Origin of the sequence: Rhizobium sophoriradicis (assembly GCF_025200795.1) — a bacterium.
Lineage (GTDB): Bacteria > Pseudomonadota > Alphaproteobacteria > Rhizobiales > Rhizobiaceae > Rhizobium > Rhizobium sophoriradicis.
Genome location: NZ_CP104153.1, coordinates 395337 through 421874, shown reverse-complemented (window position 1 = coordinate 421874; position 26538 = coordinate 395337). Strand labels below are relative to the sequence as shown.

At 61.1% G+C, this 26538-nt stretch carries 28 protein-coding genes and 1 pseudogene; 12 read left to right on the top strand and 17 right to left on the bottom strand.

Going from position 1 to position 26538, the window contains the following annotated elements:
• Position 1: 1 nt before the first annotated feature.
• The 4 genes and pseudogenes from N2597_RS24015 to N2597_RS24000 all read right to left on the bottom strand — a co-directional run bounded on the left by N2597_RS24015 (position 2) and on the right by N2597_RS24000 (position 4370).
• Positions 2-1072: a glycosyltransferase family 4 protein gene (locus N2597_RS24015; RefSeq protein ID WP_183596236.1), complete on the bottom strand. Its 1071-nt coding sequence runs from the start codon at positions 1070-1072 to the stop codon at positions 2-4.
• Between the two features lie 42 nt (positions 1073-1114).
• Positions 1115-3145: pseudogene (locus N2597_RS24010) on the bottom strand (NAD-dependent epimerase/dehydratase family protein); the annotation flags it as partial.
• A complete protein-coding gene (locus N2597_RS24005) occupies positions 3142-4245 on the bottom strand; it encodes an NAD-dependent epimerase/dehydratase family protein (protein WP_183595828.1) in 1104 nt (367 codons plus the stop codon). The pseudogene N2597_RS24010 and the gene N2597_RS24005, both read right to left, overlap by 4 nt.
• Positions 4245-4370: a hypothetical protein gene (locus N2597_RS24000; RefSeq protein ID WP_010054990.1), complete on the bottom strand. Its 126-nt coding sequence runs from the start codon at positions 4368-4370 to the stop codon at positions 4245-4247. Before N2597_RS24000 ends, N2597_RS24005 begins: the two co-directional genes overlap by 1 nt.
• A 56-nt stretch (positions 4371-4426) precedes the next feature.
• On the opposite strand from N2597_RS24000, the gene N2597_RS23995 reads away from it, so the two are divergent.
• Together N2597_RS23995 and N2597_RS23990 are read left to right on the top strand one after the other, a co-directional pair.
• Entirely contained in the window at positions 4427-5413 is a 987-nt protein-coding gene (locus tag N2597_RS23995; RefSeq protein ID WP_183595826.1) for an MDR/zinc-dependent alcohol dehydrogenase-like family protein, read from the top strand.
• Positions 5413-6447 (top strand): Gfo/Idh/MocA family protein, encoded by a 1035-nt coding sequence (locus N2597_RS23990; protein WP_183595824.1) that lies wholly within the window; start codon positions 5413-5415, stop codon positions 6445-6447. The genes N2597_RS23995 and N2597_RS23990 overlap by 1 nt, the downstream gene beginning before the upstream one ends.
• Here the strand turns inward: N2597_RS23990 and N2597_RS23985 are convergent.
• Complete coding sequence (locus N2597_RS23985) at positions 6442-6612, bottom strand: hypothetical protein (protein ID WP_010045800.1); 171 nt, start codon at positions 6610-6612, stop codon at positions 6442-6444. The two genes, N2597_RS23990 and N2597_RS23985, sit on opposite strands and share 6 nt — an antisense overlap.
• A gap of 190 nt (positions 6613-6802) precedes the next feature.
• Positions 6803-7024 carry a hypothetical protein gene (locus N2597_RS23980; protein WP_183595822.1) on the bottom strand — a complete coding sequence of 74 codons (222 nt, stop codon included), beginning with the start codon at positions 7022-7024 and terminating at the stop codon, positions 6803-6805.
• 202 nt (positions 7025-7226) lie between these two features.
• Between N2597_RS23980 and N2597_RS23975 the strand changes: the two genes are divergently transcribed.
• On the top strand, positions 7227-8033 hold the full coding sequence (locus N2597_RS23975) for a nucleotidyltransferase family protein (RefSeq protein WP_183595820.1): 807 nt from the start codon (positions 7227-7229) through the stop codon (positions 8031-8033).
• Between the two features lie 10 nt (positions 8034-8043).
• The gene (locus tag N2597_RS23970) at positions 8044-8766 is read left to right on the top strand and encodes a metallophosphoesterase family protein (protein ID WP_183595818.1); all 723 of its coding nucleotides are present in this window, start codon (positions 8044-8046) and stop codon (positions 8764-8766) included.
• 23 nt (positions 8767-8789) lie between these two features.
• Here the strand turns inward: N2597_RS23970 and N2597_RS23965 are convergent, their stop codons facing one another.
• Positions 8790-8996 (bottom strand): hypothetical protein, encoded by a 207-nt coding sequence (locus N2597_RS23965; RefSeq protein ID WP_096763291.1) that lies wholly within the window; start codon positions 8994-8996, stop codon positions 8790-8792.
• A 203-nt stretch (positions 8997-9199) separates the two neighbouring features.
• On the opposite strand from N2597_RS23965, the gene N2597_RS23960 reads away from it, so the two are divergent.
• Both N2597_RS23960 and N2597_RS23955 read left to right on the top strand, forming a co-directional pair.
• Positions 9200-10369, top strand: coding sequence for a zinc-dependent alcohol dehydrogenase (locus N2597_RS23960; protein WP_183595816.1), 1170 nt, complete (start codon positions 9200-9202; stop codon positions 10367-10369).
• 12 nt (positions 10370-10381) lie between these two features.
• On the top strand, positions 10382-11182 hold the full coding sequence (locus N2597_RS23955) for an SDR family NAD(P)-dependent oxidoreductase (RefSeq protein WP_096763289.1): 801 nt from the start codon (positions 10382-10384) through the stop codon (positions 11180-11182).
• Between the two features lie 48 nt (positions 11183-11230).
• On the opposite strand, the gene N2597_RS23950 is transcribed toward N2597_RS23955, so the two are convergent.
• From N2597_RS23950 to N2597_RS23940, 3 genes are all read right to left on the bottom strand, one after another.
• Positions 11231-11494 carry a hypothetical protein gene (locus N2597_RS23950; RefSeq protein ID WP_010043920.1) on the bottom strand — a complete coding sequence of 88 codons (264 nt, stop codon included), beginning with the start codon at positions 11492-11494 and terminating at the stop codon, positions 11231-11233.
• Positions 11495-11538: 44 nt separating this feature from the next.
• A complete protein-coding gene (locus N2597_RS23945) occupies positions 11539-11784 on the bottom strand; it encodes a hypothetical protein (RefSeq protein WP_106796924.1) in 246 nt (81 codons plus the stop codon).
• Positions 11785-11858: 74 nt separating this feature from the next.
• The gene (locus N2597_RS23940) at positions 11859-13754 is read right to left on the bottom strand and encodes an APC family permease (protein ID WP_040112856.1); all 1896 of its coding nucleotides are present in this window, start codon (positions 13752-13754) and stop codon (positions 11859-11861) included.
• Positions 13755-14028: 274 nt separating this feature from the next.
• On the opposite strand from N2597_RS23940, the gene N2597_RS23935 reads away from it, so the two are divergent.
• The 5 genes from N2597_RS23935 to N2597_RS23915 all read left to right on the top strand — a co-directional run bounded on the left by N2597_RS23935 (position 14029) and on the right by N2597_RS23915 (position 17732).
• Positions 14029-16011, top strand: a complete 1983-nt coding sequence (locus N2597_RS23935) for a protein-L-isoaspartate(D-aspartate) O-methyltransferase (protein WP_106796923.1) — start codon at positions 14029-14031, stop codon at positions 16009-16011.
• Between the two features lie 103 nt (positions 16012-16114).
• The gene (locus N2597_RS23930; protein ID WP_106796922.1) at positions 16115-16642 is read left to right on the top strand and encodes a DUF4142 domain-containing protein; all 528 of its coding nucleotides are present in this window, start codon (positions 16115-16117) and stop codon (positions 16640-16642) included.
• A 72-nt stretch (positions 16643-16714) separates the two neighbouring features.
• Positions 16715-16978 (top strand): hypothetical protein, encoded by a 264-nt coding sequence (locus N2597_RS23925; RefSeq protein WP_106796954.1) that lies wholly within the window; start codon positions 16715-16717, stop codon positions 16976-16978.
• Between the two features lie 138 nt (positions 16979-17116).
• On the top strand, positions 17117-17395 hold the full coding sequence (locus N2597_RS23920) for a type II toxin-antitoxin system RelE/ParE family toxin (RefSeq protein ID WP_096763284.1): 279 nt from the start codon (positions 17117-17119) through the stop codon (positions 17393-17395).
• 28 nt (positions 17396-17423) lie between these two features.
• Entirely contained in the window at positions 17424-17732 is a 309-nt protein-coding gene (locus N2597_RS23915) for a HigA family addiction module antitoxin (protein ID WP_106796921.1), read from the top strand.
• Positions 17733-17766: 34 nt separating this feature from the next.
• Here the strand turns inward: N2597_RS23915 and N2597_RS23910 are convergent, their stop codons facing one another.
• The 7 genes from N2597_RS23910 to N2597_RS23880 all read right to left on the bottom strand — a co-directional run bounded on the left by N2597_RS23910 (position 17767) and on the right by N2597_RS23880 (position 25299).
• Positions 17767-18531 (bottom strand): FadR/GntR family transcriptional regulator, encoded by a 765-nt coding sequence (locus N2597_RS23910; RefSeq protein ID WP_183595814.1) that lies wholly within the window; start codon positions 18529-18531, stop codon positions 17767-17769.
• Positions 18532-18552: 21 nt separating this feature from the next.
• Positions 18553-19617 carry a four-carbon acid sugar kinase family protein gene (locus N2597_RS23905; RefSeq protein ID WP_106796920.1) on the bottom strand — a complete coding sequence of 355 codons (1065 nt, stop codon included), beginning with the start codon at positions 19615-19617 and terminating at the stop codon, positions 18553-18555.
• On the bottom strand, positions 19614-20606 hold the full coding sequence (locus tag N2597_RS23900) for an ABC transporter ATP-binding protein (RefSeq protein ID WP_096763281.1): 993 nt from the start codon (positions 20604-20606) through the stop codon (positions 19614-19616). The genes N2597_RS23905 and N2597_RS23900 overlap by 4 nt, the downstream gene beginning before the upstream one ends.
• Positions 20606-21613 carry an ABC transporter ATP-binding protein gene (locus N2597_RS23895; protein ID WP_096763280.1) on the bottom strand — a complete coding sequence of 336 codons (1008 nt, stop codon included), beginning with the start codon at positions 21611-21613 and terminating at the stop codon, positions 20606-20608. Before N2597_RS23895 ends, N2597_RS23900 begins: the two co-directional genes overlap by 1 nt.
• Positions 21610-22569, bottom strand: a complete 960-nt coding sequence (locus tag N2597_RS23890; protein WP_040112849.1) for an ABC transporter permease — start codon at positions 22567-22569, stop codon at positions 21610-21612. The genes N2597_RS23895 and N2597_RS23890 overlap by 4 nt, the downstream gene beginning before the upstream one ends.
• 2 nt (positions 22570-22571) lie before the next feature.
• Positions 22572-23528: an ABC transporter permease gene (locus N2597_RS23885; RefSeq protein WP_085739127.1), complete on the bottom strand. Its 957-nt coding sequence runs from the start codon at positions 23526-23528 to the stop codon at positions 22572-22574.
• 133 nt (positions 23529-23661) lie between these two features.
• A complete protein-coding gene (locus N2597_RS23880) occupies positions 23662-25299 on the bottom strand; it encodes an ABC transporter substrate-binding protein (protein ID WP_183595812.1) in 1638 nt (545 codons plus the stop codon).
• A 323-nt stretch (positions 25300-25622) separates the two neighbouring features.
• Here N2597_RS23880 and N2597_RS23875 point away from each other — a divergent pair, with 323 nt between their 5' ends.
• A complete protein-coding gene (locus tag N2597_RS23875) occupies positions 25623-26528 on the top strand; it encodes a dihydrodipicolinate synthase family protein (RefSeq protein WP_183595810.1) in 906 nt (301 codons plus the stop codon).
• Positions 26529-26538 lie beyond the last annotated feature (10 nt).

Sequence of the window (26538 nt, the reverse complement as noted above, 5' to 3'; positions counted from 1 at the left end):
ATCACTCCGCTGCTGTCGAGAAGGTGCGGCCGGATATGCCGGAATAGATCCCGCACATGGCCTGCGCCTGCGCCGCGAGGTTGAAGCGGGCAGATTGCCGGCGCGCCGCCAGGCCGAGCGCGACACGCTGTTGCGGATCCTCGGCAAGACTGTTGAAGGCCTCCGCGAAAGCGTTCGGATGCCGCGGATCCGCAAACAGGGCAGCACCTTTCCATATCTCGCGATAAGTGGGGATATCGGAGAGCACCAAAGCCGCGCCCGCCCTTGCCGCTTCCAGGGCCGCGAGCCCGAAGGGCTCGTAGAGGGAGGGTGACGCCACGACAGCCGCCTGCCGCATCAGGATCTTCGTCCGCTCATGGGAAAGCTCGCCTTGATGGTCGGCGTGGCGGAACGGCTGGTATTGAACATTGGGACCACCGTTGGCACCCACCGCCAGCACCCGCCAGCGTGTCAAGGCTGCGGCCGCATCCAGCGCGGCGCCGTTTTTTCCCTCATCCCACCAGCGGCCGGCGGCGAGAACGAAGTTCCGTTTGGGCTCATCGGAAGCAACGAGCGCGCTCGAATTATAAACAACGTGAAGGTTCTGGATCGGTCCATAGGCCGCTTCCATCGCCTCCGCTTGGCTGCGACTCGGCGCAATTACAGCGTCTGCGCGGGCGAAGCCTGCCTGGTTCAGCCGATATTGCCATTGCCAGTTCGGCGGCACCTCGGTGCCGCGTACGGCGGCGAACCAGGTCACGACACAGGAATGGCACACCACAATTACCGGCAGCTCCGTTTGCAGGTCCGCGGCCTGCGACGGCAAATTGAGATGCAGAAGATCGGCCTTTTCGCGACGGGCGAGATCGGCGATGAGGCGCGGCACTTCGGCAACAGACTTTTCGTCCTGCACCATCCAATCGAGCGGAGCGTCCAGCCAGACGAGTTTACCAAGCCGCCTAGCCTCGGCAATTTTTTCCTCCGCGGGCATGGGACCAAAGCCGGCGAAGACAACCTCGATATGCTTCGCCTTCAGGGCTGCCGCCAAATCCATGGCGTAACGCCAGACGCCACCAACGGCATCGAGCGTCATCATCACACGGCTGTGCCCGTTCTGTCCGGTCATGCGACGCGCCTTCCGCTTTTCACTGCGGATTCGCCGACCGCCGAAACGATTGGCGATCAGCCATTCAGCGAGGTGTCGCAGACCGTCTCGCCATCCGACGCCCGCCTTCCAGCCGATCTCGTTTTCAAGTTTTCCGGTATTGGCGACGAAATAGAACTGATCGCCCGCCCGCCATGGGCCGAAATTCGTTTCAACAGAATATCCCGTAAGCTCTTCGATCTCGCGCAGCACCGCGAGGACGCTGACCGCATTGGACGGGCCTCCTCCGAGGTTGAAGGCATTGCCGGCGAGCCGATCGATATTAGCGAGCAGCAGGCGGTAGGCGGCCATTGCATCATCCACATGCAGGATGTCCCGAACCTGCTTGCCGCTGCCGTAGACCGAAATGGCTTCGCCGCCAAGCGCACGGATGAGGAAATGCGCCACCCAGCCTTGGTCCTCGGTGCCGAATTGACGCGGTCCATAGATGCAGCTCATGCGCAGGACGGCAGCCGGTATGCCGTAGGACTTCGCATAGTCGAGGATATATTGGTCGGCGACACCCTTAGAGCACCCGTAGGGTGTGCAGAAATCAAGCGGCCGATTCTCGGCAATGCCTTGCGCCCGCACGATCTCATCTTCGGGGACATAGCGATCATCAAGCTCGACCATCCGCAGATCGTCCAGAGCACCATAAACCTTGTTGGTGCTTGCGAAGATGACCGGCGCCCGCCGGCCTGCCTTGCGGACGGATTCCAACACATTGAGCGTACCGCGGGCATTGGTTTCGAAATCTTGCAGCGGATCGGCGAGGCTGGTGGTCACGGCTGTCTGCGCGGCATAGTGGAAGACGGCTTTGGCATCCTTGAAGGCCGCTTCGATCCCCACCAGGTCGCGAACATCGGCAAGAACCGGATGCACCCGTGCTCCATGCCGTTCGATCAGCCATGTGAGGTTCTGATCGACGCCCGACCGTCCCAGATTGTCGAGAATAATGACGTCTTCACCGTCGTTCAACAGACTGTCGGCGAGATTGGATCCGACGAATCCGCTGCCGCCGGTCACGACAACCGGCGCGGCATCGGAGGCGAGATGGGGCGCAGCGAGCGCCGCGACCTCCTCCAGCCTGTTGATGCCTCCCTCCATCAGAAGGCGGGCAAGCAGCTTCGGCTTATTGTCGTGGGTGACTGCGCCGAGATGATAGTGCCGCGGATCGAACCACAGACCTTCCTGAACCGGCACATCCGGCGGCACATCGCCCCATGAATACCAATAGATGCGGTCGGCCCGGACGTTGAGCGCCTTGATGAAGCGCCGTGCCTGTTCGATCTCGTCATTGCGCCAGGTCGAATAGCCGGTTTCGGTAATCCAAATTTCGGCTTCGGCATTATAGCGATCGATGATCCCGCGCATCTCGCCGAGATGCATGTCCCAACCGCCCCACGTTGCTTCCTCACTGTCCCAGGTCCCGGGGAAGCCGTGGAAGCCGACGGCATCGACGACACCGAGCACGCCGCGCGTGCCCATCAGGTTGAGCCAATAGGGATCGAAAGGGCACGGGCCGCCGAGCACCGGTTTGTAGCCTCGCTGCTTGGCCCAATAGGCGGCACCGCCGACCATCTCGCAGAAGAGCAGAAAATCGCTGTCCTGGCGCCAATCCCAATCGAGCAGATTGTTTGGTTCGTTCCAGAGCTCGATGTGGCGGAAATAGCCGCCGTAGCGCGTCAGGATATGATCGACGAAGTCGGCGTAGGATTTGAGATCGAGCGGCGCGCCTGAAGACTTCCCCGTCCTGGAAAGGCATGGCGGCGTGTAGTGGATGCAGGGCAGAAGATCGATTTCGCTGCCGACGCGTGGAATGAACCAGTCGAACCATTCCTGTCCGCCCGGCGCCAGATATTCGGCCCAGGATAGATGTGTCCTGAGATAACTCGCGCCGCTCGCCAGTATATCCGGCAGTAGGGTCTCGGTCCGCTCATGTTCTCCCGGTCGGAACCATTCGACGAATCCGAAGCGCCGAGTCTCCCGCTGGCTGGATGCTCGAGAGCCGGCCCTGTTCATGAAACCAGCCCTCGTTCTTCCAGTTGCCGCTTCATCTCGGCGCCGCGGTCGATCGCTCCTGTCTGCCGGACCCAGTCAACGAAAGGAGCGAGCGAATTTTCGAGATGGCATTTCGGCTCGAAGCCGAGCAGTTCACGTGCCTTGGAGATATCGGCAAAGCAATTGCGGATGTCGCCGGAACGCGCCTTGTTCATGATATCGGGAGCGATCTCCGGCACGCCCATCGCGTCGGCAAGAAGCATTGCGACGTCGGCAATTGAATAGGCCAGGCCGCTGCCGATGTTGATCACGTGGCCCGATGCCGCGGGCTTCTCCAGAGCCAGCCGGAAGGCCCTCGCCACGTCGCGCACATGGACGAAATCGCGCCGCTGCTTGCCATCCTCGAAGATCATCGGCGGCTGCCGGTTGGCGAGGCGCGAGCCGAAATTTGCGAGCACGCCGGTATAGGGGTTGGAAAGGGCCTGGCCGGCGCCGAACACGTTGAAAAGTCGCAGCGCGACGGCATCCAGGCCATAGGCTTCGCCGAAGATCAGGACCTGCTTTTCCTGGGCATATTTTGTCAAGGCGTAGATCGAAGCCAGATCGACCGGCTTCTCCTCGTCGGTGGCGACGGGCGTCAACGGCTCGTCATCCGGGCCGAGCGGATCCCATTGGCCACGCTTGATATGGTGGCTTCGCCGCCTGACATAGCCGAGCCGTCTGCCGTCCCCGGTCAGATAAAGCCCTTCTCCATAAACGCTCATGGAGGAAGCGACGACGATCTTTCGGACAGGCATGCCGATCATGGCTTCGAGCAGCACCGCCGTTCCGAGGTCGTTGCAGCCGACGTAGCGGGCAATTTCATACATTGATTGTCCGACGCCGACTTCGGCGGCAAGATGAATAACGCCATCGACATTCGCGAGCGCCGCGCGCACCGCGTCCTTGTCCCTGACGTCGCCGCGAATGACCTCGGCACCCTCCGGCACGACAAGCTCGGCGTCGGCATGCACTTGGTCGATCAAGGCATCGAGGACGCGCACCTCATAGCCGCTTTGCAGAAGTTCTTCAGCAACATGGCGGCCGATGAAGCCGCACCCTCCTGTTATCAAGATCGTCATTATTGGATCCGTCCGGTTGAAGAAATTGCTTCGGAGATAGCGGCCGAACCGAGCGTGGATAGAAAAGTTCCTGCATCAATGACATCTTTATTGACTTCATCATCTTTGACTTCTTTGACCTCCATCGGGAACTCTTCGCGGGCCTCACGGGTTCGATGGACGCCACCTTGGAGGACATCCCATGAACATTGCGGCGAGGCCCGCGGGCGAGCTGATGCGGGCGGCAATCGTGACCGGTCCCGGACATGTTTCGGTCGAGACTCGTGCCCTGCCGGAACCGGGGCCGGGCCAAGTGAGGGTGAGACTGGAAGGCTGTGGCGTCTGCGCTTCGAACCTCACGCCCTGGGCCGGGCCGGAGTGGATGACGTTTCCGACCGAGGCAGGCGGTCTCGGCCACGAGGGCTGGGGTGTCGTGGACGCCATAGGCGACGGCGTCACCAACCTGCAAAAGGGAGACCGGGTCGCGGCGCTATCCTATCATGCCTACGCCACGCACGACCTCGCGGATGCCTCGATGGTTGCCGTGCTGCCAAGGGAATTGGATGGTCAGCCGTTTCCGGGGGAGCCGCTTGGATGCGCCATGAACATCTTCGGCCGCAGCGGTATCAAAAGCGGCCAGACCGTCGCCATCATCGGCGTTGGTTTTATTGGCGCCCTCCTGACCCGGCTCGCCGCGGCAGCGGGAGCAAGGGTGATCGCCATCTCTCGGCGGTCCTATTCACTCGAGGTCGCAAAAAGGATGGGCTCTGCCGAGGTCATCCCGATGGACGATCACTGGCGCATCATCGAGGACGTCAGGACGCTGACGGACGGATGTTTCTGCGACTGCGTCATCGAAGCTGTAGGCAAACAATGGCCGCTCGACCTGGCGGGCGAGCTTGCCAAGGAGCGGGGCCGGCTTGTGATCGCCGGCTATCACCAGGACGGCCCTCGCCAGGTGAACATGCAGCTCTGGAACTGGCGCGGGCTCGATGTCATCAACGCTCACGAGCGTGATCCCGCTGTCTATATGAGGGGCATTCGCGAGGCGATAGAAGCGGTGCGCCAAGGCAGGATCGACCCCCAGCCGCTCTATACGCACATCTATCCCCTGGAGCGGCTCGGCGAGGCACTGAATACCACACGCGACCGTCCTGACGGTTTCCTGAAAGCCTTGGTGCAATATTGATGAATGAGCTGGTTTCGGCACAGACGGCGACCGCCCTCAAACAGGTGAAGCTCGGTTTTCTCGGCGTCGGTTGGATCGGCCGGCAGCGCATGAAAGCGGTGCTCGACAGCGGCTTTGCAGAGGCCGTCGCCATTGCCGACCCGTCGACCGAGATGATGCGCGAGGCCTGTGCCCTTGCACCCGATGCCGTGATCGCCGCCGATCTGGAGGAGCTGCTCGATCAGCCGCTCGACGGCATAGTCATTGCCACGCCGAGCGCCAGCCATGCCGCGCAGTCCATCCGCGCGCTTGAGGCCGGGGTTGCCGTCTTTTGCCAGAAGCCGCTCGGGCGAACGGCATCGGAAGTCAGGGCTGTCGTCGATGCCTCCAGGGCGGCGAACAGATTGCTTGGGGTCGACCTTTCCTATCGCCATACGGAAGGCATGCGGCAGATCCGTGAGCTCATCCGCTCCGGTGCACTTGGAAAGGTATTCGCGGCGGACCTGACTTTCCATAACGCCTATGGTCCCGACAAGGCCTGGTTCTACGACAAGACACTGTCCGGCGGCGGCTGCCTTATCGATCTCGGGGTTCATCTGATCGACCTCGTCTTATGGTGTCTCGATTTCCCATCCGTCGCGACCGTCACGAGCGAGTTGAGAGCCGGCGGAAACCGCCTGGGGGAAAGCCGCTCCGTCGAGGACTTTGCCGCGGCGACTCTCACACTCTCCGGCGGTCAAGTGGTGCGCGTGACTTCGTCGTGGCGACTTCAGGCCGGCTGCGACGCCGTGATCGGCGCCGATTTCTTCGGAACGGAAGGAGGCGCCTCATTCAGAAATGTCGACGGATCGTTCTATGACTTCACCGCTGCAAAGCTATCCGGCACGTCCCGCCAAACCCTGGCCGAGCCGCCAGAGGAATGGGGCGGACGAGCCGCCGTCGATTGGGTGAGGAGACTAGCCCGAGGTCAGCGCCACCATCCTGCCGCTCAAGAGTTCGTCGCGGTCGCGGAGGTGATCGACCGCATCTACCAGCAGGCGGATACGATCTCATGAACCAGTGATAAGGCCGTAGAAGACGATCGTCGCATAGAGGATGAATGCAACCACGCCGACCGTGCCGACCAGGATGAGTGCAATTCTGCCAGCATTGAGCCTGGTGCGTTTGCCTGCCGAAGAAGATGATGGTCGCTGAACAGGATCTTTATCCCCGTCGCTCATCGTGCCTGCTCCGTAGCCGGCGTGGGTGATTTCTCATCGGGTTCACCCGGATGTGTCGTCAGCACGAAAGCCAGAGCAATCAGACAAGCGATGAGAAAGATAGTGATGACGAATATCATCATTCGCCATGGCGGCCTTTCATCGTCGAAGCCTGAACCCGTGGCGGAAGGACCGACTTTCCTCACCTCGGTCACGGCGCGCCCCTTTGCGGAAGATCGATCTGTTCATCGAGCTCGTCCTTGCGATTGTCGAACCGATCGCGCAACAGCGAAGCTTTCGTGCGTTTGATTTCCTCGTCCGTCAGCTCAACCATGCGGCCGCTGTCGTCGGGAATACCCGGGCCGCTTCCGGCAATGGTTTCGTTTCTCGGTCTGTCGTTCGCGCCGGTCGATATCTTCGCTCGTCTGTCCATGACATCCTCCAATCAGCATCCGGGGCCTTCTGGAGACGCGGCACGCGTCTCATGGTCCAAACGACACGGAGATAGCGAAGTTCCGGGCTAATCGGGCGGGCATGACAAACAGCTCTCACGTCAAGGCCGCCGCCTTCAGCGACAGGCCGGAACATTGAACCGCTCCAGGTGTTGCTTTGCGTATCAAACACAGGAATCGACGATGACCGTGCGAACAGCCGGAAAGGGCAGAGACAATGATGTGCTGATCAAGGCAAAGGCGGTCCCGCAGCTCATCGATCCCGCCGCCGAGCCGTTCGTCACCGAAGTCGTTGAGGAGCTCGTCAAATCCCGCATTCCTTTTCTCGTCGCCGGCACCTACGCCGTCTGCGCCTACACCGGCATCTCCCGCCAGACGAAGGATTTCGACATATTTTGCAAGGCCGGCGACTATGCGCGCATCTTGGGCCACTTCAAATCGAAGGGCTATACGGTCGAAGTCGAAGACGAACGCTGGCTCGGGAAAGTGCTGAAGGGCCCCCACTTCTTCGACGTCATCTTTGCTTCATCCAACGGAACCATGCCGGTCGGCGACGACTGGTTCGAGGATGCGCGAAAGGTCGAAATGTGCGGTCACACGGTCAGGATCGTCAGCCCGACCGAGCTGGTCTGGTCGAAATGCTTTGTCCAGCTGCGACATCGCTACGATGGTGCCGATGTCGCGCATGTCATCTTGAAGGCACATGATGCCATCGACTGGCGCAAGCTGCTCGCTTATCTCGAAGTCCATTGGGAGGTGCTTCTCATCCACATTCTCAATTTTAGATGGATCTACCCGACCGAGCGGGACAAGATTCCCCGGTGGCTGCTGGAGGAGCTTCTGGACCGGCTGAAGGCACAGCAGGAATTGCCACTGCCGCAGATGAAAATATGCCGCGGACGGATGTATTCCCGCGTCGATTTCGAGATCGACGTGAAGGAATGGGGTTTTGCCGATGTCGGTGGCGAAGGTGAACTCAGAGGCGATTAGGAGAAATGCGATGGATGATCAGCGAAAGAGCGTGAAGGTTGCGGCAGTGGCCGACCTGCATATGACTGAGGACGGCGCAAAATCCTACAAGGATCTGTTTGCCGAAATTTCACTGGTCGCCGATGTCCTGGTCATTGCCGGCGACCTGACCGAACTCGGCCGGCCGAAGGAGGCCGAATTGCTCGCTATCGATCTCAGGCATTGCACGGTGCCGACGGTCGCCGTCCTCGGCAATCACGATCATGAAAGCGGTCAAGTCGAGGACGTCTGCAAAATTCTGACCGATGCCGGCGTGAAATTGCTGAACGGCCATGCAGCCGAGATCGCCGGTGTCGGTTTCGTTGGCGTCAAGGGTTTTGCCGGCGGCTTCGGGCGCCATATGCTCGGCTCCTTCGGCGAAACCGCCATCAAGGCGATGGTCGCCGAGAGCGTCGAGGAATCGATGCGGCTGGAAAACGCAATGCGGCAGGTGCGTTCCGATCGCTCCCTCGTCGTGCTGCACTATGCCCCGATCGCCGAAACCGTTGCAGGTGAGCCGTTGGAAATCTATCCCTTTCTGGGCTCCTCGCGGCTTGCGGAAACCATCGACCGGTTTCGCGTGAACGCCGTCGTGCACGGCCATGCCCATCGTGGATCCTATGAGGGCCGCACACCGGGCGGCGCCCCGGTCTACAATGTCGCGGCCCATGTCGAGAAGCCGACCGGCAAAGCTTACGCCTTACTCGAGCTTTGACGGCGGTCAACCGAGGGCGGCGGCTATTTGTTGGTCCGTCCGCGGCGGCGCGGGTCGACACCCCCCTGGGTCGTCGTATCGTTGGCGGCATCGCCTTCGACAGTATTTTCGGCCTGCATCGCCTCGTCCTCAGGTGGAGATACGATGCCGCGGGAGCGGCCGATACCTGGGTCGTTCGACAGGTCGAGGTCGCTTGGTTTGGTGGTCTTTGCGTGTTTGGGCGAAGTCATGATTTGCTCCTTCGTGATGGGAAGCTTTGTGGTTCGAGCCGGACGCTGCGGCGGATTTGCCGTGCCTGCATCCTCAGGACGAACTCGTACCGCGAGCCTCTGTTCCGAACTCCTCGGGGCTCCGATCAGGAGCCGCAAACAACGGGAACATTTCGCAGAAGCTGAGGTTGGAGCGCCATCGACGAGCGCCGAGGAGAAAAAACGTGAGAGCTCTGACCTGGCACGGCAAGCATGATATCCGCTGCGAGAGCGTGCCCGATCCTAGGATTGAAGACGGCCGGGATGCCATCATCAAGGTCACTGCCTGCGCGATCTGCGGGTCCGATCTGCATCTTTATGACGGTGTCGTGCCGGAAATGCACAGCGGCGACGTCATGGGCCACGAGACCATGGGCGAGGTCGTGGAGGTCGGCAGAGACAACACCAAACTCAAGGTCGGCGATCGTGTCGTTGTCCCCTTCACAATTTCCTGCGGCGAATGTTTTTTCTGCAAACGCGGTCTTTATTCGGGCTGCGAGCGCTCCAACCCGGATCGCTCGAAAGTCACGAAGATGTGGGGCAATTCGCCGGCCGGATTATTCGGCTATTCGCATCTACTCGGCGGTTATGCCGGCGGACAGGCGGAATATCTGCGCGTGCCCTACGCCGATGTCGGTCCGATCAAGGTGCCGGACGGGCTCTCCGACGATCAGGTGCTTTTCCTTTCGGACATTTTCCCGACCGGCTACATGGCCGCGGAGTTCTGCAATATTCAGCCTGGCGATACGATCGCGATCTGGGGCTGCGGCCCGGTCGGTCAGATGGCGATCCGCTCCGCCTTCCTGCTCGGCGCCGAAAGGGTAATCGCCATCGATGCGGTGCCCGAGCGGCTTGCGCTTGCACAAGCTGCCGGAGCGATCACACTCGATTTCATGGACAAGGATGTCTACGACCAGATCATGGATTTGACCGATGGGCGCGGCGCAGATGCCTGCATCGACGCGGTAGGAACCGAGGCCGAGGCAGCCGCCAGTTGGGATTCGCGCCTCGACCGCATCAAGGTCGCAATGTTCATGGGAACCGACCGGCCGCATGTGCTGCGTCAGGCGATCCATTGCTGCCGCAACTTCGGCACGGTCTCGATCGTCGGGGTCTATGGCGGCTTTCTCGACAAGATCCCGATGGGCTCGGCCATCAATCGCGGCCTGACCTTCAGGATGGCCCAGACACCGGTCCAGCATTACTTGCCGATATTGATGGAACGTATCGAGAAAGGAGACATCGATCCGTCCTTCGTCATTACCCATCGCGGCTCGCTGGAAGACGGGCCTTCCCTCTACAAAACGTTCCGCGACAAGCAGGACGGATGCATCAAGGTCGTCCTCAAACCCTGAAGGAGCAGCATGATGGCTGATAATCAAGGAGGCAAGGGCCTCGCCGTCGTCACCGGCGCCTCCACTGGCATCGGCTACGAACTGGCGAAATGCGCGGCCCAGGATGGTTATGATCTCATCATCGCCGCCAACGAGGAGCGGATCAATCAGGCCGCAGCCCACCTCAAGGAGTTCGGCACCGCGGTGGAGGCCGTCGAGGCCGACCTGTCGACAACTCAAGGCGTAGATCGGCTTGTGGAACGGATCACCGCCAGCGGCCGGTCGGTGGACCTGTTGATGGCCAATGCGGGACGCGGGCTCGGCAAGGCCTTCCTCGACCAGGATTTCGCTGAGGCGCGCAAGGTCGTCGAAACCAACATTACCGGAACGATCCACTTGATCCATGCCGTCGGCAACCAGATGCGGAGCCGCGGCGAGGGACGTATCCTGCTGACAGGTTCGATCGCCGGCTTCATGCCGGGCTCTTACCAGGCCGTCTATAACGCCACCAAGGCTTTCATCAACAGCTTCTCTTTCGCCTTACGCGAGGAATTGAAGGATTGCGGCGTAACCGTCAGTTGCCTCATGCCCGGAGCAACGGAAACCGAGTTCTTCAAGCGGGCAGGTCTTTTGGATACGGCGATCGGCCAGTCGAAAAAGGATGACGCAGGCGAAGTCGCACGCATCGGATATGACGCGATGATGGACGGCGAAGGCGATGTCGTCAGCGGCTGGAAGAACAAGCTCCAGGCCGCCGTTGCCAACGTCACGCCGGCGAGCGTGCTCGCCCACCAGCATTCGAAGATGGCGGAGCCGGGCTCTGGTCGCAAATGACAACGGCCCTCGGCAGGAACGCGGCGATCGATCGCCGCGTGAGGGCGTTCAGTCACGCTCGACGAATTTGTTGAAGCGGCTTGTCTTCCCGTCTTTGGTCTTATCCTGGTAGAGAAAGGCAAGTTTGTTTTCGTCGAAGATCTTGAAGAATTCGTCCCAGCCGATCTCGTCGAATTCCTCTTCCTTCTCTCCGAAATCGATGCGCAGGACGCCGCCTTTGCCGCCGGTTCGGATAGCAGCCGGCCTGCCTTCCCTGTCCTCCGCCCATTTGCGGATCTTCTTGTGGTCCGTCGTCGTCTCAGAGCTGCTCATCTATACCTCCGTCTATTCTTTTGCATTGCGCAAACCCGTCACAGTCACAGGAGCGGCTGTCTTTGCTTCCACTCGCGATACGGTGCCAGCAGTCGGCCGGGATAGCGCCGTTCGATTTCGCTTTCGGTCAGAGCGATGCGGGACAGAACCTCCTCCATTGCGTCTTGGTCGGCTCTGTCGCTCGCTTTTTCCAGCTCATTCATGGTTTCGAACAACTCGTCATCCGTCATCGCTTCCAGGCGGTTGGCGAGATCTTCGACCGGTTCGCTCATCAGGGGATTGGTGGACATTGGCGCCTCTTGCTGATGGCTGTCCAACTTCGCTCTTCACACTAAGTTCCCCGGACGACACGAACGAAAGGTCCTCATGCTGGCGGCGGCTCTTCCCGATATAACCGCCAGGGAACCGTGGCCACAGTCAGCCGCGGCCCCCCAAGCTTGACGAGTTTTGTCCGTAGCCGCCCTGCCCTGTTCATGTGCAGAAGCTTCTGCCACCATCTATCTTTGACGGTTTCGGGAATGAGAACCGCGACACGCCTTTCCGGGCTGTCCGCATCCAGCTTTTCGACCAGCCGCAGAAGCGGTTGGTGCAATTGCCGATAGGGAGCAGGGATGAGCATGAGCCGCGGCGGTCTCAAACCCAATGCGGCGATCGGCTCTTCGACGTCGATGCGCCATTTCTCGCGGAGCGCCTTTTCGCCCTCCTCCCGATCAGGTCCGCCAAGACGGATGAAATGAACCGCAACGACATCAGGCGAGATGGTCAGGGCAAATTTAATGGCGCGTTCGCTCAGTCTGTTCCATGCTTCGGTTATAACGAGAACCGTCGGCGGCTCGATATCTTCGAGGGTGATCGGACCCGGCTTCCGCAGTTCGCGTTGAAGCGAGATATAGTAGCTCTTGATCATCTTCAAAACGGCTATGGCTACGGGAACAGCAACCAGGGTGATCCATGCACCCTCGGCAAATTTTGCGATCAGAATGATGACTAGCGCTGCTGCAGTCGAAACCGCGCCGACCGCATTTATCGCGAGCTTTGCGCCATACCGCCTGGACCGGCGGCGCCAATGCTGGGTCATACCGGCTTGAGAGATCGTGAACGTCAAAAAGGCCCCGATCGCGAAGAGGGGTATCAGATTGTCGGTAATCCCTCCGAAGGCGATAAGAAGTAGCGCGGCGAAGCCGGAGAGAAAGAGGATGCCCGCGGTAAACACCAGCCGGCGCCCCGGCTGAGCAAAGGCCTTAGGAAGATAACCATCGGCGGCGACCATCTGGCAGAGCCGGGGAAAGCCGACAAAACTAGTATTGGCCGAAAGGCAAAGGATGCTCAGAAGGCTTGCCATGGCGATATAATAGAAGGCGCCGTGGCCGGCAATGGCGGCAAGCAGCTGCGACAGCACGCTCTGGTAGCCTTCTCTCGTCTGATCCATTGCACCGATCTCAAAGGCGGTGGCGATGGTCGCGACACCGCCAAGCAGCAAACCGAGAACAACGACAATAATCGTAAGAGTGAAATAGGCGTTGCGCATGACGGGTTGCCTGAACGAGCCCATTCCGTTGGAAACAGCCTCAACGCCGGTCATAGCCGTGCAACCGCTGGCAAATGCATGCATGAGGAGCCACAGTGTTGCGCCTTGTGCCGCCGGGCCGAGCGGCGGCGGCGCGACGACCGGTGCCTTCTCCCCCAGGCCTAGTCCGACCAGCCCATAGGCGATCGCACCCAAAAAGCAGATGATGAACAGATAGGTCGGCAGTGCGAACAGCCAGCCGGCCTCCCCCGTCCCGCGCAAGTTGGCCAGCATGACGACGAAGACGATCGCGAGGCAGAGCGGCACGATGTAGGGGTGAAGGCTCGGTATTGCCGAGACAAGCGCCCCGACCCCCGCAGAAACGCCAACCGCGACATTCAGGACGTAATCGATCATCAACGCCGCGGCGGCAAGCAAGCTCGGATATTCCCCGAGATTTTCCTTCGCCACCACATAGGCGCCGCCGTTCGTCGGATAGGCCGCAAGCGTCTGCCTGTAGGAGAAATAGAGGATCGCCAGCAGAGCGACGATGCAGCCCATCACCGGGCCGATATAAACCAGGCCGAGCGCACCGAGTGGAATGAGAACGGTGAGCGCTGCTTCCGGGCCGTAGGAGGACGATCCCAGGCCATCGAGTCCAATCGCGGGCACGGCTTCGACCCAACCAATTTTCTTGTCTTCGTGCTCGCGGTTGGCAAGACGCCGACCGAACATGAGGGTGCTGAGGTTCAATTTCTATTCCTTATCCAGGCTGAGCGATAACCAACAACGGGAGACCGCCACGGTTCCCGAGGCAAAGTCATGGAAAGATGTGACCGAGAGGCAGGACGGCCGGGAGCGATCCTCCGACGCGCGCAAATCAATGCCGCTCTGACGGGCGCGGCGGTACGGTCGCCGGCGGAGACCATGGCTGAAACGAGCCTAAGCCATAGCCAGACCTGCGGTCCGGCTGCTTCGGAACAACCACCTGCTTTCGGCTGTTGTCTTCGAGAGTGGAGGTAATCCCATGGATATGACCCGCATCCGAGACCACATGGTAGAACATCACGTCGTGGGCCGCGGCATCCATGATCAAAACGTCACCAGGGCAATGCGCATGGTGCCGCGCGAAAAATTCGTCGATCCGGGCTTCGAGGAGTTCGCCTATGAGGATGCGCCCTTGGCGATCGGCGAGGGTCAGACAATCTCGCAGCCTTTCATCGTTGCCCTGATGATCGAAAAGGCCGATCTGGATGCGGGTGACAAGGTTCTCGAGGTCGGAACCGGTTCCGGATACGCCTCTGCCCTCATCAGCCGGATCGCGCGACACGTCTATTCCGTCGAGCGCCATGAACGGCTGGCGCTTCAGGCCAGAGAACGGTTTGAAAAGCTGGGCTATCGCAATATCGACGTCCGGGTGGGCGATGGCAGCAAAGGCTGGGCCAAAGCTGCTCCCTTCGATGCGATTATCGTTTCCGCTGGCGCACCCGAGGTGCCGGCCGCTCTGAAGGAGCAGCTGGATCTCGGCGGGCGGCTCATCATCCCGGTCGGCGGCGGCGAGGAACAGCGCCTGAAACGCATCACACGCACGGGGCCGGCCACCTTCGAGGAGGAAGATTTGGGCGGCGTGCTCTTCGTCCCGCTGATCGGCGAGGATGCCTGGACCGCGGCCCATCCAATGTACACCGCAACAGCCCTGTCGTCGCCCACGGAAGAAGTACCCAGCAAACTGATCTCGGCAGCGGCGGAAGAATTTTCATCGATCGAGGACAAGAGCTTTGCCACCCTTTTCGATCGATTTGCTGACAGCCGCATTGTTCTGCTTGGGGAATCCAGCCACGGCACGGCCGAATTTTATGAGACGCGGGCTGCCATCAGCCGGCATCTGATCGCACATCATGGGTTCAATCTGATTGCAGTCGAAGCGGATTGGCCGGACGCTTCCGCAATCGACCACTGGATCAATGGCCAGAGACCGACAGACGGCGAGCCATTCAGCCGTTTTCCCCGGTGGATGTGGCGGAATCTGGAGTTTTCGCGGTTCATCGGCTGGATGAAGGAGGAAAACGAACGGCGCAAGGCATCGCAAAAGGATCCGGTGCGGTTCTATGGCCTCGATCTCTACAACATGTCGGGGTCGATCCGCTCCGTCCTTCACTATCTCGAAAATGTCAGTCCGGAGACAGCCAAGATCGCCAGGGAGCGCTACGGCTGCCTCAGCCCCTGGCAGAGCAATCCCGCCACTTATGGTCGGGCCGTGCTGACCGAAGCTTACAGATCATGCGAGGATGCGGTGCTGAAGCAATGCACCGAACTTCTGGCCCGATCGCTGAATGACGCGGCCTCGGACAACGATGACTTTCTGAACGCCGTCCAGTCCGCAAGATTGCTCGCCGCCGCCGAACGATATTATCGCGTCATGTATTACGGCGGTGCCGAAGCCTGGAACCTGCGCGACTCTTATATGGCAGACACGGTCGAGCACCTTCTCGACTTTCACGGACCAGCGGCAAAGATCATCATCTGGGCTCACAACTCACATATCGGCGACGCCCGCTACACAGACATGGCAACCGCTCGCGACGAACTCAGCCTCGGTCAGCTGTGCCGGCAGCGTTTCGCCGGGATGACAAGCCTGATCGGACTGGGAACACATTGCGGCGAAGTGATCGCCGCCGACGATTGGGACGGGCGGCCGGAGAGGAAGCAACTCAACCCGTCGCTCCCGCAGAGCTACGAGCGCTTATGTCACGACGCCGCAAAGCCGCAATTTCTCCTCGACCTCAAGGCCGATGAGGAACTGCACGCAAGCCTGGTCGAACAGCGACTTCAGCGCTTCATCGGGGTGATCTACAGGCCGGAATCCGAACGGCTGAGCCACTACATGTCGACATCCCTGTCGCGGCAGTACGACGCCTTCATCTGGTTCGACGAAACGCACGCGCTGTCACCGCTTGTCGCTCAGCAGTCCGGGAAGGGCGATCAGGAAACCTTCCCTTACGGTTTCTAGGCCCGGCACCTCCATCGAAGCAGCCGAGATCAGTCTCACGTGCGAAGCCGGGAACTCTCGGCGCATCCGCAAGTTTAGCGGATCACCAACCCAGGAGATCAGTATGAAACGCTTTGTTATCGCTTCGCTCGCCCTTTCGCTTGCCGTTCCTGCTTTCGCGCAATCGGCGGCTGAGAAGAGCGGCGTCAATTCCCTGATGGGCGTGCCGCCAAAGACGGAGGATTTTGTCAAGGAGGCGGCGGCAAGCGACATGTTCGAAATCGCCTCCAGCAAGCTCGCGGTCGAACGCGGCGATGAAGCGACAAAAGCCTTTGCGCAGCAAATGCTGACCGAGCACCAGAAAACCAGCGAGGAACTAAAGGCGCTGGTATCGGGCGGCAAGGTCAAAGCGACCCTTCCGGACGCAATGACCTCGGATCAGCAAAGCATGCTCGACAAGCTGAACGGCCTCAAGGGCGACGATTTCAACAAGCAATATCACGCGGATCAGGAAGCTGCCCACGAAGACGCGGTCGATCTCTTCAAGCGCTACGGCGACGAAGGCGATAATCCGGAACTGAAGGCGTGGGCGGCAAGCACGCGGCCTGCGCTGGAACACCATCTCCAGATGGCCGAAGAACTTAATAAATAGCCGGAAGACCCCATGGCCCAAGGCAACGAGGATCGGCCGGAGGCGTTGAGAACCCAGGAAGAGGCGGAAGATATGCACGAATATGTCAGGTATTCCGCAGGCGCCGTCCCGGCCGGCTCGCTGATCGTCAAGCTCTATCGATCGGGGAACCAGATCAGAGGATATGTCCGCAAGGTCGCAGATACGGATCAGGACGATACGATCTTTCCCGGCGAGGAAATGGAACCTGAGGCAGCGTTCAAGCTGGCGGAAAACCATCGCGGCAACGCCCCCATCTTCGTCGATCTTGTCGAAGGCGTTGCGTGGGATCCGTCCTGGGGCCGCCTCAGGCAATAGCAACCGACCGGCGGAGCGATCATCAGCCCAGCGACGAGCTTATCGGCCTGCGCCCCATCTCCTCGACTGGCCGGAATTCGGCACGCGGACTGTCATTTAATCGTTGACAGGTGTCAGCTAAACACTTACACATCGACGATGATTAAGTCGTTCAGAAGCAAAGCTCTTGCAGATCTTTTCGAGATCGGCAAAACCGCAAAGATCGACGCCAAGCTGCAGAAGCGCATTCTGATCCGACTTGACCGCTTGGAACAAGCCGAAAAGCCAGACGACATGAACCTGCCTGGGTTCGATTTCCATGCCCTCAAGGGTCACAATCCCACCCGGTATACCGTTCATGTCAACGGCCCCTGGTGCATCACATTCGAATTCGATGGCAACGATGCCGCCCGAGTCGATTTCGAGCAGTATCATTGAGGCGGCTCGGACTGGGGACTGACATCCGATGCCCGTGTATGAAACTACGAGGCCGACAACCCGCTGCCCCTCCCACCCTGGGGCACTGCTTGAGGACATCATCCCGGCAACTGGAAAGACCAAGGTGGACATCGCCAAGCTGCTCGGTATCTCGCGTCAGCAACTCTACGATATTCTGAACGAGAAGAAGCCGGTGTCGCCCAATGTCGCTGCCCGACTCGGGAAATTGTTCGGTGACGGCCCTGCAATTTGGCTGCGCATGCAGGCCGCATATGATGCCTGGCACGCCGAACGCGAAGTTGACGTCTCAGGCATCCCGACGATCCGGGCAGCCTGAGCAAAGGCGCGCTTGTCTTCCGGGAGATGCACGCTCAGAAGGACAGGTCGAGCACCCTGCCCTCGAACAACCGGTCCCTCGAGCCCTCGAGATGCGCCTTCATCAGCCGTTGCGCGTCGTCGGCCCGGCCGTCGGCGATCGCCTTGTAGATGGCGTTATGCTCTTCATAGACCTGTTCGAGCCCCTGACGAGGGCCGAGCAAAGAGAGGCCGTGCAGATGCATGCCGACGGCGATATGGGCTTTCAGCGCATCGATCGAGGCGGTGTAATAATGGTTGTTGGCAGCCTCCGTCACCGCGCGATGGAAGATGAAATCGGCATCGGTGCGGTGAAGCTGGTGGCTTGTCGCCTCGCGCAAATCGGCAAGCGCATTGGAGATCTTCTGGATCGCCTGCTCATTGCGGCGCTTGGCGGCGAAATAGGCGGCGGCCGGCTCGATCGTCAGGCGGAATTCGTAGCAGCGCTGAATATCGGCAATGGTCTTAACAGGCGAATAGGCAAGCTGGGCCGTCGGCGATCCATGCGCACTGACGAAGGTGCCTGCCCCCTGGCGGGCATAGACGATGCCCTGGTCGCGCAGGCGCGCGAGCGCATCGCGGACGATCGGTCGGGAAACACCGAGCATCGAGGCAAGTTCGTGTTCGCCGGGAAGGCGGGAATCCGGCGGATAGTTTCCGCCGCGGATCCGCTCGAGCAGCTGGTCGAAGACGCGATCGACCAGCTTGACGGCCTTGCCGCGTTCGGGCTTGCCCGGCGGGCCGGCTTCCGCGTTCAAAGATTCGCCATTTGCTTCAGTCACGTCATTCTCCCCGACGGTATCTTATGCCGCCTGATTCCGAAGAACCAGCTTTAACAAACTATCCGGCTTACCGAAGCCCCCCGATTTGACGGCACACCGAAAAGGCCGCCCGCCGTTGGCCGTCACATCGAACCACGGAATACCCGCTTCGATTTCGCCCTTCGGCGTGAGCACCTTCACCTCAAGCGCATGCAGGATTGCCAGCGCCGTATCGCCGCCGCCGACCATCAGCATATCGGGCCGCGTATCGTCGATCACCCTTTTGACACCTGCCGCAAAGTCACCGGCGACGAGGGCCGCATCGGCCGCCATGTCGCCGGTACAGCGCAGCAGCACCGGCAACGCCAGGCCCTCGCCGCATTCGATCTGCCCCATCGGCGCGTCCACCACCATGCGCAAGGCGCCGGAGGTTTCGAGCCGGTTCATCTGGGCTGACGTGATCGGATCGCGCGAACCGAAGGCAAACAGCGTGCGCGGGGTCGGCGTAAATTCCGTCACCGGCCGCCGCCCGGCTTCGCCGAGCCGGCGGGCGAAGGCCGCACCGAGGCCGCGCGCACCGACGCCGAGCGTCGTCAGCCAGACATGACCCGCGACGATCTGATCGAGATCGGCATCGTCCGCGGCGTCGGCAACGATGACATTGTCCGAGCGGCTCTCGAACAGATCGGCGATCGGCAGCGGCTTGTTGACGCCGCGGCCGACGACACAGCCACGGTAGGTCAGGCGCTCCTGGTCGGGAATGGCGGGCGCTACGAGGATATCCTTCAGGCCGAGCGCATCCGCAAGCACCAGGCTTTCCGCCGCGACATTTCCCTTCAGCCGGGAGTCGATTTTCTTCATGACGACGGCAGGCTTCACGTCGCGAAACACCTTCGCCGCCGATCGGACCTTTTCGGCGGCATCGCGCTCGCCAAGTGCGCGCGAGGCGGTATTGACGACGACGACATCGCAGCCGGTGGCGATCGCCTCCTGCGCCGCTCCGACATCGACGGCGACTGCGACCGAGAGGCCGGCCGCAACGAAGGGGGTGCCGGTATCGAGCGCCCCCGTCAGATCGTCGGCGATGATCGCGGCCTTCAGCGTCATGCGATCTCTTCCGTATTGACCGCGTGGCAGGCGACGAGATGGCCGGGCTTGGCTTCTTTCCAGACGGGTATGACCTTGCTGCAGACATCCATGGCGATCGGGCAGCGCGTGTGAAAACGGCAGCCGGATGGGGGGTTCAGCGGGCTCGGCACATCGCCCTGCAGGATCTGGCGCTGGCGGGTGCGCTCATGTTCCGGATCGGTCTCGGGAACGGCCGACAGCAGCGCCCTGGTATAGGGATGCAGTGGATTGTCGAAGAGCTCCTCGCGGGTCGCAAGCTCGGCGAGCCGCCCGAGATACATGACGCCGACGCGGGTGCTGATATGGCGCACCACCGCGAGGTCATGGGCGATGAAGAGATAGGTCAGGCCGTATTTCTCCTGCAGATCGAGCAGCAGGTTGATGATCTGCGCCTGGATCGACACGTCAAGCGCCGAGATCGCCTCGTCGCAGACGATGAATTTCGGCTGGCAGGCGAGCGCCCGGGCGATGACGACGCGCTGGCGCTGGCCGCCGGAAAGCTCGTGCGGATAACGCTGGGCAAACCGTGTGGGCAGGCCGACATCGGTGAGCAGCGCCGCGACCTTGTCCTTCAGCTCGGCCTTGGTGCAAAGCTTGTGAAAGAGGATCGGCTCGCCGATCGCCTCGCCCACGGTCATGCGCGGATTGAGGGTCGAATAGGGATCCTGGAAGACGATCTGCAGGTCGCGGCGGAACGGCCGCATCTGCTTCTCGTCGAGCGTGGCGAGATCCTGTCCCTTGTAGACGACCCTGCCGCTGGTCGCCTTGTAGAGGTTGAGGATGGTGAAGCCGGTCGTCGATTTGCCGCAGCCGGATTCACCGACGAGGCTCAGCGTCTCGCCTTCCATGATGTCGAGATCGACATTGTCGAGGGCATAGACGGTGGCCGAGCGTTCGCCGAAGGCACCGAGCTTGACGTGGAAATGCTTGACCAGGTTTTCGACCTTGAGCAGCGGTTGCGCAGCCATCACGCGGCCTCCTGCATTCTCTGGACGACGAAACAGGCGGCGCGATGGTTGCTGCTGCCGCTCAAGGGTTCGAGCCGCGGCACCTTCTCGTGGCAGATCGCCTCGACGAGGGGGCAGCGCGGCGCAAATGGGCAGCCCTTTGGCCGGCGGCCGGGCTCCGGCGGCGTGCCGCCGATCGAGCTCAACCGGCTTGCCGGTGGATCGGAGAGCTTGGGGATCGAGGAGAGCAGGCCGCGCGTATAGGGATGGCTCGGGCGGGCATAGAGTTCGTCAACCGGCGCATCCTCGACGACCGTGCCGGCATAGAGCACGGCAACACGGTCGACGAGGCCGGCGATCAATGCCAGATCATGGGTGATCCAGACGACCGACATGCCGAGCTTGGCGCGCAGATCCTTCACCAGATCGACGATCTGGGCCTGGATGGTGACGTCGAGCGCCGTCGTCGGCTCGTCGGCGATCAGGAGCTTCGGGTTGCAGGCAAGGCCGATCGCGATCATCACGCGCTGGCGCATGCCGCCTGATAGTTCATGCGGAAAGGCCTGCAGCCGCTCTTCCGGGCCGGGAATGCCGACGAGGCGCAGAAGCTCGACGGCGCGGGCGCGAGCCTCCGCCTTTTTCATTTTACGATGATAGATCAGCGGTTCGCAGATCTGGTCGCCGACACGCATGACCGGATTGAGCGACGTCATCGGATCCTGGAAGACGAAGCCGATATCGCCGCCGCGCACCTTGCGCAGCTCGGCATTCGACATCGTCTGCAGGTCGCGGCCGGCGAAGGTGGCCGTTCCCTTGGCGACCTTGATCTTGTTCGGCAGGAGCCGCATCAGGCTCAGCATGGTAAGGCTCTTGCCGCAGCCGGATTCGCCGACGACGCCGAGCGTCTCGCCCTTGTCGACATGGAGGTCGATGCCGTCGACGACGACGGCCGGGCCGTTGCGTCCGTCGATCTCGACGGTGAGGCCCCTGACATCGAGCAGGCGTTCTCTGTTTTGGGTGTCCATCATTTACTGCCCCGCGGATTGAGCGCGTCGTTGAGGCCGTCGCCGAGGAAGCTGAAGGCAACCGAGGCAAGGCCGAGCACGGCCGCCGGAGCGGCGAGAAGATGCGGATAATGCTGCCAGACGCGAAGGCCGTCCGAGATCATGTTGCCCCAGCTCGGCGTTGGCGGATTGACCCCGACCCCAAGGAAGCTGAAGGCGCTTTCCAGCACCATCGCCGTGCCGAGACCGGCGCTGACCGAAACGATCAGCGGCCCGAGCGCATTCGGCACCACATAACGCTTGATGATGACCCAATTCGACAGGCCGAGCGCCTGGGCGGCGGTGATATAGGGTCGGCTGCGGATCGACAGCACCTGGGCGCGCACCAGGCGCGCGTAAGGCGGCCAGGAGATCAGCGCCATCGACCCGAAGACGAGGATGAAATCCACCCAGATCGTCTGGCGGTAGAAGGGATTGAGGGTCTCGAGGTAGCGCGCCTCCATCCAGCGGGTGATCGGCGACTTTAGCGAGGCGTTGATGACGACGACGAGCAGCAGGTTGGGCACCGACATCGTCACGTCGGTCAGCCACATGATGGCGCGGTCGAAGGGATTGCCGAAGAAGCCGGCGACGGCGCCGAGCGTCAGGCCGATCAGCACCGCGAAGAAGGTGACGATGACGGCAACGAGGAAAGCGGTCCGCGTGCCGAAGACCACGCGGCTGAAGACGTCGCGGCCGAGGTCGTCGGTTCCGAAGAGGTGGCTAATCGACGGCAGCGCATTGCGGGCGTTGAGATCCTGGCTGAGATAATCATAGGGCGTGAGATACGGCCCGAAGATCGCGGTGAATGCGAGGAGCAGCACGACAACGAGGCCGAATACCGCAAGCTTGTTGCGCTTCAGCCGATGCCAGGCGTCGCGCCAGAGGCTGACCGGCGGTTCCTCGATCGTTTCAGGGGTGGAAAGAGGGATTGCGGACACGGTCAGCGGCTCCTTCTTGAATCATTGGCGCGGGGGTCGAGCAGCGGATACAGCACATCCACCAGCAAGTTCGACACCATCACCAGGAACGATCCGATCAGAGTGATCGCCAGGATGACCGGGTAGTCGGAATTGATCAGCGCCTGCACCGTCAACCGGCCGAGGCCCGGCAGACCGAAGACGAGTTCGACGAAGATCGCGCCGTTGACGATGGTGATCATGATCAGGCCGAGCTGCGTCACCACAGGCGTCAGCACCGGCCGCAGGATATGGCGCAGCGCCACGATAATCTCGGGCACGCCCTTGGCGCGGGCGGTGCGAACGAAATCCTCCGACAGCACCTCGATGACGGCAGCACGGGTCTGGCGCACGATCAGCGCGATCGGCTGGAAGGAAAGCACGAGCAGCGGCAGCAGGATGCGGACATCGAAGACGCCGCCCCAGCCATAAGGCACGCTTGCGCCCGGCAAGAGCACGATCAGGCCGACCATCAGCAAGGGACCTGCGACATAGGCCGGGATCGCCCAGAGGAAGAGCGCCGAGCCCAGAATGGCGTAGTCGAGGCGCGAATTCTGGTTCAGCGCTGCGATCATGCCGAGCGGAATTGCGACGAGGGCTGTCAGGATGATGGCGCAGAGGGCAAGCTGGAACGAGACCGGGGCGGCAGCCGAGACCATCGCCCAGACGGCGCGGCCCGATGTCAGCGAATTGCCGAACTGGCCGTGCAGCAGGTTCCAGATGTAAAGGCCGAACTGTTCGATGAAGGGCCTGTTGAGGCCAGCACTTTCACGGATGGCTTCGATGCGCTGCGGATTATAGGCGACGTCACCAGGCGCGCGCAGGAAGATGAGCTTGATCGGATCGCCGGCGCCGTAGAAAGCCAGCGCGTAGACGGCCAGCATCACCACCAGAACGGACGGAATCCAGATGGCAAACCGTGTTAGCACGTAGCGCAGCAAGGCCACCTCCCACCTGTTGTGCAATGCGTTCCCGCCCTTTGCAGAAGCCCGGCGGTTCGCATCTCTTCTTCTTGAAACTTGCGCGAAGGCCTTGCGGCCCTCGCGCGCTCATTGTCAGAAACGATAGGCCCAATCAGCCGATGGAAATGTTCCAGGGCTCGGCGATCTGCCAGTCGAGGTTCTTCTCGAGTCCCTTCACCTCCTTGATGGCCCAGCGCGACATCGCCTGAGAATACCATGGAATGAAGGCCCAATCCTCGCGGAATGCCTTCTGGGCTTCCTGGGCGAGAGCAACGCGCTGCGGATCATCCGCGGCCTTGGTCGCCGCTTCGGCAAGGGCGCTGTCGACCTTGTCGTTCTTGTATCCGCCAAGCTTGTTCTGCGCGTTCGACGAGGTCGAGGCAATGCTGCCCGTGAGATAGGAGACGGCGTCCGGGACACGGGTGCCGACGTCGTCGCGGAAGATCTGAACCGAGTTCTGATCCGGACCGGCATAGGAGTCCTGCTGCGGCTTCATGTCGACGGCCGTGATGCCGAGGTTCTGACGCCACTGCTCGGCAATGAACTGGGCGGCGGCCTGAATGGCCGGCGCCGAAATGCCGACGAACAGGATCTTCGGCAGGCGCTCGGGCCCGCCATAGCTCGATTCGGCAAGCAGCTTCTTTGCGGCTGCCGGATCATAGGGAAAGGCCTCGAAGCCGGAATTGTCGGCGCCGGGAACCGAGTTGAGGATCTGGTCGGCCTTCTTGTGCGGCCCATCCGGATAGGACGCCTTGAACAGGCCGTCGCGGTCGACCGCCATGATCAGTGCCTGGCGGACCTTCGGATCGTCCATCGGCGCGCGGGAAATGTTGAACCAGAAGTGCTGGCTGGTCGGGATCAGCGGGCCGGCCGAGAATTCCGCGCCGAGATCCTGGATGATCGTCGAGGTGACGAGCTCGGTATGGGCGTTGAACTCGCCCGACTTGATCAGCGACGTGGCGGTGACATTATCCTCGATCGAGGTGATGTCGATGCGGGCAAGCTTCGGCTTCTGCCCAAAGAAGTTCTCATTCGGCTCGAAGGTGATCTTACCGGCATCGATATCGATGCTCGTCAGCTTGAACGGGCCGGAGAAGACCGGCTTGTTCTCCGGCTTGTACCAATCGATGATTTCCTCGCCGTCGCTGCCGCGCGACTGCGAGGCCTTGGTGATCGGTGCGATGTGATTTGCGAGCCGCATGAAGAAGATCGGATCGGCAGCAGCCAGCGTCACCACGACCGTGCCCTCGTCGGGTGTCGCGACACCGGTCAGCTCGTTGCCGGAGCCGGCGGCGATTTCCGCATAACCCTTGACCTTGCTCAGCACCTGGTCGGCGCGCTGGCTCTTGGTGTTCGGCATCGAGGCGACTTCCCACGATCCCTTGACGTCGGCAGAGGTGATCTTGCTGCCGTCGGAGAAGACGGCCTTGGGGTCGATCTTGAAGGTCCAGACTGTGTTGTCGGCGGATTCCCAGCTGGTGAAGACGTAGGGCTTGATATTGCCCTGACTGTCGAAATACATCGGCGAAGCCCACCAGATCGAGTTCCAGCGGAACGTTCTGCCACCGCCGCGCAGCGGCGACCAATCCTGGTCGAATGCCGGATGGGCGACTTTCAGTACCTGGCCTTCATCGGCCAGCACGATGCGGGCATTCATCCCGAGCACCGTCAGCCCAACGCCGGCGGCAAGGCCGAGCTTCAGCGCGTTGCGGCGCGATAAATTGGTTTTATCCGATTGATCAAAAGACATGTCATTCCTCCCAGGTGAAATCGGCAGCGCTCTCCCTGCGCTGCCAGGCGCAGCACAATCCGTCGTCTATCGTTCTCTCGTTATTGTAAATATGTCAACAAAAATCCGCGATTTTCATTCGAACAAAATTTATCTTTCAAAAAATATGAAGAATTACAATCAGATAAATTTTCGCTTTCAGATTAATCCCTTTTGTCTTCTTGACAAAAGCGCCACAATGGAAAAGTTCTTAGCACTCCATCGCAGGCAGATGCATGACAATCGGGCGCAGTCGCGCGGTTCGGACACGGATCGGCAAGCCAGGGCGCACCGAAGGAGGAGAAATGAGCTATCACAGGATCACCGGCGTCTTCAGCGCGGCCGGAACGCCGCTGACGGCTGACAACACGCCGGATTTCGCGCTTTTCACCGACCATTGCCGGCAGCTGCTGGCCGAGGGATGTCATGGCGTGGCCCTGCTCGGCACGACCGGTGAGGCCAATTCCTTCTCCGGCAATGAGCGGCGCGCCATTCTGGAAGCGGCTGTGAAGGCCGGCATTCCGGCCGACAGGCTTTTGCCGGGCACCGGCGTCGTCGCCATTCCGGAGACCGTGGAACTGACACGGCACGCGCTGTCGCTCGGCGTCACCAAAGTGGTGATGCTGCCACCCTTTTATTATAAGGGCGTCTCCGACGACGGCCTCTTCGCTGCCTATTCGCAAGTGCTGGAAAAGGTCGCCGACACCCGCCTGCGGGTCATCCTTTATCATATCCCGCAGGTTTCGGGCATTCCGCTGTCCATTCCACTGATCGGCCGGCTGATTGCGGCCTTCCCGGAAACCGTCGTCGGCATCAAGGAATCGTCCGGCGATTTCAACAACATGCAGGCCATCATCGCCGCTCATCCCGGCTTTTCTGTCCTGGCCGGCGCCGATCCGCTGCTGCTGCCGCTGATGAAGGCCGGCGGCGCCGGCTGCATCACCGCCACCTCCAATCTGGTGGCAGATTCGCTTCGCACCGTTTACGACCATGTCCATGACGAGGCGCGCGCCGCCGATGTCGAGGCGGCGCAGGCGCGCATCAACGCCTATCGCACGCTTTCCAACTCCTACGTCCAGATCCCGACCATCAAGGCAATGATCGGGCTGAAGACCGGCAATCCCGCCTGGAAGCGCACGCGCGCGCCGATGATGCCGCTGAGCGAGGCGGATTATGCCGCACTCGCCAATAGCTACGCCAAATTGTCCTGAGGAGATCCGC